Raw genomic sequence first — 11,258 nt, 5'->3', positions numbered from 1 at the left:
TTTCAATCTTTAATATTTACCAACAAAGATGGTGGCTATAATTATATTCATTTTCCTAAAGGAGAAAAAGTAGATATAAATATTATACAAATTGTTAGAAAATCTTTTTTACAAAAAAGAACTACAAATGTATCTAGCTTAAACAAAAAATTATACGAAGTTTTTGTAGATACAGACCACGAAAATAGGTTTTCTAACTATGGTGCATTAAATTTAAAAATGGCCGATTTAATAAAAAAGCTAAGAAATATTAAAGGAAAAGGCATGCTTAGAATTTTAAAGATTGAATCAAAAGTCTACGAAATTCTTTCTGTGCATTTGCAGCAACATAATAAATTTATCACTGGTGTACCTTTGCCTACAAGTCTAGATAAAACTGAACTAAAAATTGTTAGAAAATTTGGCAATCAGATAGTAAAAGATCCTGCAAAAGATTATTCTTTAGAAGATTTATCTTTAAAATCTGGTTTAACACAGGCCAAATTACAAGATGGTTTTAAATTTTTATACAATAGAACCGTTACAGAATACATTAGACACATACGTTTAGAATCTGCCAAAGAAATGATAAAAAATACAGATTTAAATATTTCTCAAATTGTCTACAGCATTGGTTTTAGTAGTAGAAGTTATTTTTCTAAAATTTTTAGAGAAAAATATGGCATTACACCCAATCAATTTAAAAAGAAAGTTTTGGTAGTTTTAGACAAATCATAAAAAAACCTCAGTATTTACACACTGAGGTCCATTAATCAACCAACCACTTATAAGTTATTTACAATAAATAACCATATAGTTTTGTTTAATGTTGTTTTAAAATAACTTGAGTTACTAATTATTTTTTAAATATTTTTTTTACTAATACAAGTAAACCATATTTACTAGCAAATTTTACTGCACTTCCCAATAAACTTAGCGGTTTTAATTGATTTTCAAAATCATTTTTAATGATTTTTAATTCTTCTAAAGCAATGTCTTTTTCTAAACTATGCAATTTTAAATCTTGCTCTATTTCTTTAAAACTTTTATAATCTTTCATACCTATTTATTTAGAAAATTTTTCTGCCAAAATTTTAATTATTATGCGATCTATTTTTTTTCTTAATAGGTAAATTACAATACCAAAGATTAAAAAAATACCTCCTACAATTAAATAGCCTAGAGCCAGACTTTGTAAATACTCTCCAAGCACTACCGCTAAAGCGATAGACATAAAAAGTAAACTGATTATAAACAAAACTCCAATAAAAAATATTTTGGTTATTGTACTTATAGAGAGACTTAACAAATGAAAACTTTTGAGTTTTGCATATTTGTAAGTGGCATCTATATAGTTTTTTCCTTTTTCTATACTATCAGATGAATTGGTAAAAGTTTCAAATAAACCCATATATTAATTTCTAAGCTGTTTTAACTGATTTCTTTTCATTTTTAGAAGATAAATCTTCTTTTTGAAGCTTTCTATTTTTTTCTTTTAAGTCTTTTAATTTTGCTTCAAGAGTAGAAATTACATCTTCTGCTTTATAACTTACATTCGACATAACATCTTCTAACTGCGCATCAAACGTTTCTTTTTTCTCATTGTAAGTGCTACTTACTCTTTCTTTTAAATCATGTGCTGTTGCACTTACTTTTTCTGATATTTCAGATGCTTTGTCTGATATTTTTTCTTTGGTATCTAAAGCTTCTGCTTTTAATTTTTTTCTAGTGTTCTCTCCTTTGTCTGGTGCAAACAATATTCCTAAAGATGCTCCAACTACTGTTCCTAATAAGACTCCTGATAAATTTTTCATACTATATTTTTTAAATGGTTATACTTAATTAATGTACTACATTCGTACACAACAAAGATAATACCTTAACATTGTTTTATTTAACGCAATAAAAGTAATTGTTAACGCAAACAAATTAGAATAAAAATTTAATTTTCTGCGACAAACTTTTTTGTGCCAATTTACTAATGGCATTGTCTTTCAATTGCAATATCCTTGGGTAACCACCAGTGACTTGGCAATCTCGCATTAAAACAATTAATTTACCAGATGGTGTTAATTGCACAGTACCAGGTAAAACTGCTGATGTTAAAATAGAAGGCAACTCATTTTCTATACTTTCATTTAAACGAAAACCCATTCTGTTGTGATCTTTAGAAATGGTAAAGTTTTTTTCTAATAATTCTTTTTTTTGGTAATGATTTAATAAGTAAAATTCAGGACCTTCTGTAGCCTGTAAACTTTCGTCTTTAAAGTGATTGGTTTTTATTTTTACAACCGTATTTGTTTTCGCTTTATTGGTTTTAAAAGAAGGTATAGGTAATAAATCTCCATTTTTTAAAATGGTTTGGTCTGTAATATGTTTAAAAAAACTTCTACTATTGAACGCCTTTTTAGTTTGAAAACCCTCTTTAACAGCCACATATGTTCTAGCTCCAAATTTTGGCTTTCCAAAAGATAAAATATCATTTTTATTGATTGTAAGTAGTTGATTCATTTTAACAACAGTTCCATTGATGGTTGGCGAAAAATTTGCACCTGAAATTGAAATATAGGTAGTCGTTAAAAATTGAAAACTACAATTGCCAAAACAAATTTCTAGTACAGCACAATCTGGTGAGTTATTTAAAATAGCATTTGCCAAATCTGCAGAAACAGCATCCATAACACCCGAAAATGGTATACCTCTAGAGGCAAAACCAAACCTACCTTTGTCTTGTATACTTGAATAAAAACCTGCTTTTAAAACCTTAATCATCTAATTTTGTTTTTAAGATTTGATAAGAGTTATCTGTTATTTCTTTCTCAATATTATCGTATTCTTTTTTAGAAATACTTCTAAATCTTATTTTATCTCCAGCTTTTGCAAAACAAGGATTTTTTTTATCAATATTAAAAAACGCTATGGGTGTTTTACCAATAACTTGCCAACCTCCTGCACTTTCAGTTGGATATACACCTGTTTGTTTGCCACCAATGGCTACTGCTCCTTTAGGTACGTTTAATCTTGGGTTTGACTTTCTATTTAAAAATAATTCCTCTTTTAATCCACCTAAATATAAAAATCCTGGTAAAAAACCAATAAAAAAAACGGTGTAATCAACTTGTGTATGTAATTGTATAATTTCGGGAACGTCTATTTTTTTTCTGATTGATATTTCTTCTAAATCGAATCCAAAATCTAAATGATAACAAACGGGTATTTCCCAAATATAGTTTTTACTTTTTTTTAATTTTAGACTTGTTGCATAAAGTGCTTTTAATACTATTAGTTCATCATCAAAAGCGCTAATTGGTGTTTTAAATAAAAGTGTTAAGGAATTATATCCAACAACTAAATCAATTAATTTATCATTATATTTTGCTTGTATTTTTTGCTTAAACAATAAAATATCTTCTAATATTTTAGCATCAATAATGGGTTGCCATTCAATTAAAATCGCTTTTTTACCAAATGGTTTATATGTAATATTTTTATCCAACTAAAATATTGTTTTGTTTAAGATTACTCTTTAAGTATGAGAGTATTTCAACAGCATTTTCGGTATCACCATGTACACAAAAAGTATCTGCTTTTAGGTCTTTTAAAGCTCCAGAAATTGTTTTCACTTTTCCTTGTTCATACATAAATAACACGTGTTTAACTACTTCAACTTTATTGGTAATTAATGCATTTTTTTCTGCTCTTGCCACTAAAGACAAATCGTTATTATAATTTCTATCGGCAAAAGCCTCATATTTAATTTTTATCTGATTATTTAAGGCAACCCTTTCAATTTCAGAATTATAAGGCACATACAAATAACAATTTTGTAAATATTTTTTAGTGATAGAAATAAATTGTGCTGCTGCTTCCTTGTTTTTCGCAATAAAATTATATAAAGCACCATGTGGTTTTATGTGATTCATTTTTTGGTTGTAGTTGTTCATACAATTTAAAAATAACTCCATTTGTTGTTCGATACTATTTTTTAACTCGAAAGATGATAAGTTTAGCAACTTTCTTCCAAAATTTTCTTTATCCGGAAATGAAGGATGTGCTCCTATTAAAACTTTATTTTTAATGGCTAATTGTATTGTTTTTTCAATTGTTTTTTTGGTACCAAAATGACCACCACAAGCAACATTGCAAGAACTAATATTGGGCATTAACAATGGCTCTACATTTACACCTTCACCAACATCGCAGTTAATATCTATTTTTTTCATTAGATAAAATTAAATACTTTTAAAATTCCTTTAATACCTAAAAAAATGGTAATTCCTAAAATTATAAAACCAAAAAAGTTCTGAATTTTAGAATTGACATAGCTACCCAAAACAGCTTTTTTATTGACAATCCATAATAATGTACCAGCAATAATGGGTAATAAAATTCCATTGGCAACTTGTGCAAATTTTATAATTTCGATGGGTTTTATACCTGTTGATGAAAATAAGACTCCTAAAAAAAGAATTACAATCCAAACAAATCTGAACTTTTTCGATTTTAAACCACCATTCCATCCCAAACAGCCTTTAGCTACATAGGCTGCTGCTAATGGCGCTGTGATTGCAGATGTTATTCCTGCTGCAAACAAACCCAATCCCATAAAATATTTGGCAAAATCACCATATAAAGGTGCTAAACCTTTTGCCAAATCTGCTGCATTAGTAATTTCTAAAAAAGGGATTGCTGCTGCTGCAATAATAATTGCTATAGATACCAAACCTCCTAAAATTATAGAGATAATGGTATCTTTTTTTACGAAGGATAAATCTTCTTTTTTATGCCAACGCTCTTTTACTAAAGAGGCATGCAAAAACAAATTATAAGGCACCACTGTGGTACCTACCAAACCAATAATGGTTAAAATACTTTTTTCTGGAAATTTAGGTACTAACAATCCTTCTAAAATCTGAATGATATTTGGTTTCGTCAGTATCGCAGTTGTTAAAAAAGAAATACTCATTAAAACAACCAAAGTAATTAATGCTCTTTCTAAAAATTTATAATTACCAATAAACAGCAAAATAAATGCAATAATACCAATAACAAAACTCATTAGGTTAACTGATCTATTTGTAAAGTCTAACTGATACTTACCTAACAAACTTTCTAAACCTAAAATACCACCACTGATATTACCAGCTTCGTAAGATGCGTTTCCCACCACAATTGCAGCTAAAATTAGTAATGTAAAAAAACTTCTTAAAAAGGGTGTTTTTATTTCTTGTCTAATCAATTCAGAAAGCCCTTTTTGAGAAATAACCCCCAATCTTGCAGCCATTTCTTGTAAAATTATTGTGGCTATTATAGAAAGTAACATTGCCCATAGCAAGTGGAATCCAAAATTTACACCGGCCAATGTACAAAGGGTAACTGTGCCTGGACCAATAAATGCAGCTGCAACCAGAGTTCCTGGACCAATATTTTTAAACCAATTTTTAATCATAATAAAAAATCTAGACGAAAGATACTTCTAAAATAAAAAAACACCTCTAAATTGAGGTGTTTTATTGGGGGAATTTAAAAATTGCATTTTTAAAATGCATAACGTTGAGGACCTCCTCTACGTATTTCTTCATTTGCAAACTCTTCAAATTGTTTAAAGTTCATTCTAAATGCGTTCGATAATTTAAAGGCAGTTTTGTAATAAGCCTCATCATTATTCCAAGTAGCTCTTGGACTTAATAATTCTGTGGGTACACCAGGACAAAATCTTGGTTGAGCCACACCAAATACAGAATGTATATGATAATTTTCGTAGGTGTAATCAGACAATTCTCCATTTAAAACAGCTGTAATCATAGCTCTGGTATATTTTAATGGCATTCTTCTTCCAACGCCATATTGTCCACCAGACCAACCTGTATTTACCAACCAAACATTTACACCAGCTTCTTTCATTTTTTTACTTAACATTTCTGCATATCTAGTTGGATGTAAGGGCATAAAAGGCGCCCCAAAACAAGCTGAAAAGCTCGGTACTGGTTCTGTAACCCCAGCTTCTGTACCTGCAACTTTCGCAGTATAACCAGATATAAAGTGATATGCTGCTTGCGCTGGTGTCAACTTAGAGATTGGAGGTAATACACCAAATGCATCTGCAGTTAAAAAGAAAATATTTTTCGGATTTTTGCCAATAGAAGGCTGTTGTATGTTATCTATATGATAAATGGGATAACTAACTCTTGTATTTTGTGTGATAGAGGTGTTTGCAAAGTCTACAACACCGTTTTCGTCCATAATTACATTTTCTAAAATAGCGCCTTTTTTAATGGCTGCAAAAATTTCTGGTTCTTGTTCTTCAGATAAATTAATCACTTTTGCATAACAACCTCCTTCAAAATTAAACACGCTATTTTCTGCTGTCCAACCGTGCTCATCATCACCAATTAAACTTCTATTTGGATCTGTAGAAAGTGTGGTTTTACCTGTACCAGAAAGACCGAAAAATATAGCTGTATCTCCTTCTTTACCTACATTTGCAGAGCAATGCATTGGTAATGTATTTTTATAAATTGGGAGTATAAAATTTAAAGCAGAAAAAATTCCTTTTTTAATTTCACCAGTATAACCTGTACCGCCTATTAAAGCTATTTTTTTTGTAAAATTTAAAATCGCAAAATTATGCTGACGCGTTCCATCTATCTCTGGGTTTGCCATAAAACCAGGTGCGTTTATAACTGTCCATTCTGGAGAAAAATCTTGTAATTCTTCTTCTGTTGGACGTAAAAACATGTTATAAGCAAACATATTGCTCCAAGGGTACTCAGTAACAACTCTAATATTTAATTTGTAGTTTTTGTCTGCACAAGCGTAAGAATCTCTTACAAATAACTCTTTTTCTGATAAATAATCAGCTACTTTATCATACAATAAATCAAATTTATCTGCATCAAAAGGTAAGTTGATATCACTCCACCAAACTTCATCTTTTGTAATGGCATCTTTTACAATAAATCGATCTTTTGGAGATCGTCCTGTAAACTCACCTGTATTTACAGCAATTGCACCCAAAGAAGATTGCACTCCTTGGTTTTTTGCTAAAGTTTCTTCATGTAAATCTTTGGAAGATAATTGGTAACGAATTGTGGCATTTTTGATTCCTAAATTTTCTAACGAAATCGATTTCGTATTTAGATGTATCATTTGTATAATTTTAGTTGTGTTTCTATTAATACGTTACAAAATTAAACAATATTTCAATACACCTATAAAAACAATCACATTTTTACGAAATCTTTATTCTTTTTTATTTTTCTTTAAAAATATAATAATCATTAAAAACCAAGCAACAATAAAAAAGAGACCACCAAGAGGCGTTATAAACCAAATTGATTTTGCAGAAATTGGTGTTAATTGTATTGCATATATGGAACCTGAAAACAAAAATATTCCACAAAAAAACAAAATACTTAATGTATTTTTTTGTTGTTTAGAAAACCCAGAAAAAGTATTTACAAATAGCAAAACAATTACATGATACATTTGGTAACGAACAGCAGTATTAAAACTCTCTAACGCCTCAACCGTAAGTGATTCCTTTAATGCATGTGCCCCAAATGCACCTAAAATAATGGCAAACATTCCTAAAAAACAAGTAATTATAAGATTTTTAAACATTTATTGATGATTTTGTTAAATTTTAAACAATCAAATTATCTTAGTATCTTTACAAAAATACATTATTTCTTTATGAAAAATATATTAATTATTGGCGCAGGAAAATCTAGTTCATTTTTAATAAAATATTTGTTAGAAAAATCTGATCAAGAAAATTTACACTTAACGATTGCAGATATTTCAATAGAAAATGCGAATAAACTCATCAAAAATCATAAAAATGCTTCTACTATTATTTTCGATGTTTTTAACGAAAAACAGCGTACAAGCGAAATTAAAAAAGCCACTATTGTAATTTCTATGTTACCAGCAAAACTGCACATAGAAGTTGCTAAAGACTGTATAAAATTTGGCAAAAACTTAGTGACTGCCTCTTATGTTTCGCCAGAAATGAAAGCCTTAAACAAGCAAGTAAAAGAAAAAGGTTTAATTTTTATGAATGAAATTGGTGTAGACCCAGGTTTAGATCATATGAGTGCCATGCAAATAATAGATAAAATTAGAAATAAAGGTGGTAAAATGTTGCTATTTGAGTCTTTTACTGGTGGTTTGGTTGCCCCAGAAAGTGACACTAATTTATGGAATTATAAATTTACTTGGAACCCAAGAAATGTGGTACTAGCTGGTCAAGGTGGTGCAGCCAAGTTTACACAAGAAAGTACGTATAAATACATTCCTTATCATAAATTGTTTAGAAGAACTGAATTTTTAAATATTAATGACGAGAAGTTTGAAGCCTACGCAAATAGAGATTCTTTAAAATATAGAGAAACTTATGGTTTAGAAAATATACCTACCATGTATAGAGGTACGATTAGACGAGTTGGTTTTTCTAGAGCTTGGAATATTTTTGTACAATTAGGCATGACAGATGATTCTTACACAATTGAAAATTCTGAAAATATGAGTTATCGAGATTTTGTAAATCTATTTTTAGCATATTCTCCTTCTGACTCTGTAGAACTAAAATTACGTTCTTATTTAAAAATTGATCAAGATGATATTATGTGGGAGAAATTACTAGAATTAGACCTTTTTAATCCGATTAAAAAAATTGGAATTAAAAATGCAACACCCGCTAAAATGCTACAAAAAATATTAGAAGATTCTTGGACTTTACAGGAAAAGGATAAAGATATGATTGTAATGCAACATCTTTTTGGGTATGAAATAAATGGAAAAAAAGAACAAATTGAAAGTAGTTTGGTTGTTTTAGGAGAAAACCAAAGTTATACAGCCATGTCAAAAACGGTGGGTTTACCTTTAGCTATTGCAACTTTAAAAATTTTAAAAGGACAAATTACAAAACCAGGGGTTCAAATTCCGATTTCTAAAGAAGTATATGAACCTATTTTAAAAGAATTAAAAAGTCACGGAATTGAATTCATTGAGAAAAAAGTACCTTATTTAGGTTACAACCCTAACCATGTAATTGGATAAATAAATAGAACTTTTAAAAAGATTTGCAAAAGAATTACATTTTCAAATAAAAGTCTTTGGTTAGATTGATATAGGCTTCTGTGTATTGATGACGCTCAGTTTCAATAATTAAATGTTCTTCAATAATTGCTGATGGTTGGAAAGAAAATGCTAACAAACTTCTTTTAATTTCAACATTTTTATTGCCTTGAACTCTACAAATTCTATGCGCATGTAAATGATGTTTTTTCGCCAATTCAATAAAATCCGCTTCTTCCTTAAACGGAATGATGGTAGAGAAAACCCCGTTTTCAGATAAAATAGCCGCCACACCTTTTAGCAATTCTTCAAAAGATAAAGACGATGTAAATCGTGCTTTATTTCTTGCGCTATCACTGGTTTCAAAATCGTCTGTATAAAAAGGCGGATTCGAAACAATGAAATCATAATTTTCTTGTTCTTCTGCAATTTCTTCGGAAAACTCTTGAAACGTGGCATTATAACAATACAAACGATCTGCCCAATCTGAATTTTCGAAATTTTCTACAGTTTGTTCGTACGCATTTTCATCAACTTCTACTGCATCAATTGCCATAGCGTCTGAACGTTGTGCCAATATTAAAGCAATTACACCAGTTCCTGAACCAATGTCTAAAATTGTATCTGGAAAAAAATCAATAGTACTCCAAGCCCCCAACAAAACGCCATCAGTACCAACTTTCATGGCTGTTTTATCTTGATTTACGGTAAATTCTTTAAAATGAAATGGTTTTGACATAGGGCAAAAATACAACGAAAAAATAGGGTTTTTAACACATTGTATGGTTTTTGTATTGGTGATATCATTTTAGAAAATAATCCTTATCCCTATTTTTACAAAAAACTATATTATGAAACACTTTTACATCTTAGCCTTTTCTCTTTTAGTAACCTTAGTGTCGTTTTCGCAACAGATGCCATTAGATTTCGAAAACAGTAATCATATTTTTTTAGGATTTACGGGTGCTAGTTTTAGCCAAGTAAACGACCCCACAGATACTTCAAATAAAGTTGGGCAATTCAATAATAATGGGGCGAGTGCTAGTCAAGGTTTTTATATTGATTTAAATAGAGATATAGATGTAACGAATCAAAAAGAAATTACTTTATCTTTTTATGCTTTTGATCCAAATCAACATACAATTACGTTAAAATTAGAAAATGGAGCCAACGCAGATATAGAAGTTTTACAAACCATTGCAAGCGGAAATGCAACAAACTGGCAAAATCTTACTTTTGATTTTTCTAATGCTAAATTTTCAGGCACTAACAATACTACAAATGCCACTGGAGCGTACAGCAAATTAGTCATTTTTATAGATTTAGGTGTTACCACTGCAGGTACGTATTTACTCGATAATATTTCTGATGGCTCTACTCCTACAGATCCAAATGAATTAGATGTTGTTTATAATGATTTGGTATGGTCAGATGAATTTGATGGAAATGCATTAAACACCAATAAATGGCACCATCAAACCATAGGAATTGTTAATGGTGGTTGGGCAAATGGAGAAGTACAACACTATACAAACAGTAGCGAAAACTCTTTTGTTGCAGATGATAATTTACACATTGTTGCAAAAAGAAAAACCATTATCCAAAATGGTGTTTCTAGAGACTTTACCTCTGCTAGATTAAATTCAAAATTTGCATTTACCTATGGCAGAGTAGATGTAAAAGCAAAATTACCTGAAGGCGATGGAACTTTTCCTGCAATATGGACTTTAGGAAAAAACATTAGCGAAACTGGTGCATATTGGCAAACACAAGGTTTTGGTACAACTCCTTGGCCAGATTGTGGAGAAATAGATATTATGGAACATGGTTTGCATGCAACAAATACGGTTTCGAGTGCACTTCATACACGTTCTAGTTTTGGAGGAACAGTAAATACGAAAACAAAACCCTTAACAGACGTTGCAAATACCTATCATGTTTTTTCTATGAATTGGTCTCCAGATCAAATTGCTTTTTTAGTAGATGGGCAAGTACATTATACGTATAAAAAACCTGCAAACTTTACAGATGTTAATTCTGATGGTATTAATGATGGTTGGCCCTTTGATGACCCTCAGTTTTTATTAATTAATTTTGCCATGGGAGGTATTGCTGGTGCAGTAAGTCCTAGTTTTACAGAAAGTAGTTTGGTGGTAGATTATGTAAGAATTTACCAAAACACCAATACAGCAAGTGTT

General features: G+C 30.0%; 13 protein-coding genes. 3 read left to right on the top strand and 10 right to left on the bottom strand.

Translation table 11 applies throughout. The annotated features are described in order from the left end of the window. On the top strand, positions 1-717 hold a 717-nt coding region (locus tag ACTG3S_RS13015), incomplete at its 5' end, for a helix-turn-helix domain-containing protein (protein ID WP_439129774.1). 118 nt (positions 718-835) lie between these two features. Here the strand turns inward: ACTG3S_RS13015 and ACTG3S_RS13010 are convergent. From ACTG3S_RS13010 to ACTG3S_RS12970, 9 genes are all read right to left on the bottom strand, one after another. After that, positions 836-1,039 (bottom strand): hypothetical protein, encoded by a 204-nt coding sequence (locus ACTG3S_RS13010; RefSeq protein ID WP_439129773.1) that lies wholly within the window; start codon positions 1,037-1,039, stop codon positions 836-838. Between the two features lie 6 nt (positions 1,040-1,045). After that, positions 1,046-1,390: a hypothetical protein gene (locus tag ACTG3S_RS13005; RefSeq protein WP_439129772.1), complete on the bottom strand. Its 345-nt coding sequence runs from the start codon at positions 1,388-1,390 to the stop codon at positions 1,046-1,048. A 10-nt stretch (positions 1,391-1,400) separates the two neighbouring features. Beyond that, the gene (locus ACTG3S_RS13000; protein ID WP_439129771.1) at positions 1,401-1,793 is read right to left on the bottom strand and encodes a YtxH domain-containing protein; all 393 of its coding nucleotides are present in this window, start codon (positions 1,791-1,793) and stop codon (positions 1,401-1,403) included. A gap of 115 nt (positions 1,794-1,908) precedes the next feature. Further along, positions 1,909-2,751, bottom strand: coding sequence for a biotin-dependent carboxyltransferase family protein (locus tag ACTG3S_RS12995; protein WP_439129770.1), 843 nt, complete (start codon positions 2,749-2,751; stop codon positions 1,909-1,911). Then, positions 2,744-3,475: a 5-oxoprolinase subunit PxpB gene (pxpB, locus tag ACTG3S_RS12990; RefSeq protein WP_439129769.1), complete on the bottom strand. Its 732-nt coding sequence runs from the start codon at positions 3,473-3,475 to the stop codon at positions 2,744-2,746. Before pxpB ends, ACTG3S_RS12995 begins: the two co-directional genes overlap by 8 nt. Further along, positions 3,468-4,202 carry a 5-oxoprolinase subunit PxpA gene (pxpA, locus tag ACTG3S_RS12985; RefSeq protein ID WP_439129768.1) on the bottom strand — a complete coding sequence of 245 codons (735 nt, stop codon included), beginning with the start codon at positions 4,200-4,202 and terminating at the stop codon, positions 3,468-3,470. Before pxpA ends, pxpB begins: the two co-directional genes overlap by 8 nt. Next, positions 4,202-5,428, bottom strand: coding sequence for an Nramp family divalent metal transporter (locus tag ACTG3S_RS12980; RefSeq protein WP_439129767.1), 1,227 nt, complete (start codon positions 5,426-5,428; stop codon positions 4,202-4,204). The genes pxpA and ACTG3S_RS12980 overlap by 1 nt, the downstream gene beginning before the upstream one ends. 89 nt (positions 5,429-5,517) lie before the next feature. Next, positions 5,518-7,128 (bottom strand): phosphoenolpyruvate carboxykinase (ATP), encoded by a 1,611-nt coding sequence (gene pckA / locus ACTG3S_RS12975; protein WP_439129766.1) that lies wholly within the window; start codon positions 7,126-7,128, stop codon positions 5,518-5,520. A gap of 93 nt (positions 7,129-7,221) precedes the next feature. Next, entirely contained in the window at positions 7,222-7,602 is a 381-nt protein-coding gene (locus tag ACTG3S_RS12970) for a DUF423 domain-containing protein (RefSeq protein ID WP_439129765.1), read from the bottom strand. Positions 7,603-7,674: 72 nt separating this feature from the next. Between ACTG3S_RS12970 and ACTG3S_RS12965 the strand changes: the two genes are divergently transcribed. After that, entirely contained in the window at positions 7,675-9,042 is a 1,368-nt protein-coding gene (locus tag ACTG3S_RS12965) for a saccharopine dehydrogenase family protein (RefSeq protein WP_439129764.1), read from the top strand. A gap of 34 nt (positions 9,043-9,076) precedes the next feature. On the opposite strand, the gene ACTG3S_RS12960 is transcribed toward ACTG3S_RS12965, so the two are convergent. Beyond that, entirely contained in the window at positions 9,077-9,799 is a 723-nt protein-coding gene (locus ACTG3S_RS12960) for a tRNA1(Val) (adenine(37)-N6)-methyltransferase (RefSeq protein WP_439129763.1), read from the bottom strand. 112 nt (positions 9,800-9,911) lie between these two features. On the opposite strand from ACTG3S_RS12960, the gene ACTG3S_RS12955 reads away from it, so the two are divergent. Then, on the top strand, positions 9,912-11,258 hold a 1,347-nt coding region (locus ACTG3S_RS12955), incomplete at its 3' end, for a glycoside hydrolase family 16 protein (protein WP_439129762.1).

It is taken from the genome of Polaribacter sp., assembly GCF_965656025.1.
GTDB lineage: Bacteria > Bacteroidota > Bacteroidia > Flavobacteriales > Flavobacteriaceae > Polaribacter.
This window is presented reverse-complemented; position numbering and strand designations above follow the sequence as displayed.

What these genes read in the sequence shown, in the direction of transcription:
- ACTG3S_RS12995 (WP_439129770.1), bottom strand. Translation starts at nt 2,751, where the DNA reads ATGATTAAGGTTTTAAAAGCAGGTTTTTATTCAAGTATACAAGACAAA.
- ACTG3S_RS12965 (WP_439129764.1), top strand. Translation starts at nt 7,675, where the DNA reads ATGAAAAATATATTAATTATTGGCGCAGGAAAATCTAGTTCATTTTTA.
- ACTG3S_RS12960 (WP_439129763.1), bottom strand. Translation starts at nt 9,799, where the DNA reads ATGTCAAAACCATTTCATTTTAAAGAATTTACCGTAAATCAAGATAAA.
- ACTG3S_RS13010 (WP_439129773.1), bottom strand. Translation starts at nt 1,039, where the DNA reads ATGAAAGATTATAAAAGTTTTAAAGAAATAGAGCAAGATTTAAAATTG.
- ACTG3S_RS13000 (WP_439129771.1), bottom strand. Translation starts at nt 1,793, where the DNA reads ATGAAAAATTTATCAGGAGTCTTATTAGGAACAGTAGTTGGAGCATCT.
- ACTG3S_RS12980 (WP_439129767.1), bottom strand. Translation starts at nt 5,428, where the DNA reads ATGATTAAAAATTGGTTTAAAAATATTGGTCCAGGAACTCTGGTTGCA.
- ACTG3S_RS13005 (WP_439129772.1), bottom strand. Translation starts at nt 1,390, where the DNA reads ATGGGTTTATTTGAAACTTTTACCAATTCATCTGATAGTATAGAAAAA.
- pckA (WP_439129766.1), bottom strand. Translation starts at nt 7,128, where the DNA reads ATGATACATCTAAATACGAAATCGATTTCGTTAGAAAATTTAGGAATC.
- pxpA (WP_439129768.1), bottom strand. Translation starts at nt 4,202, where the DNA reads ATGAAAAAAATAGATATTAACTGCGATGTTGGTGAAGGTGTAAATGTA.
- ACTG3S_RS12970 (WP_439129765.1), bottom strand. Translation starts at nt 7,602, where the DNA reads ATGTTTAAAAATCTTATAATTACTTGTTTTTTAGGAATGTTTGCCATT.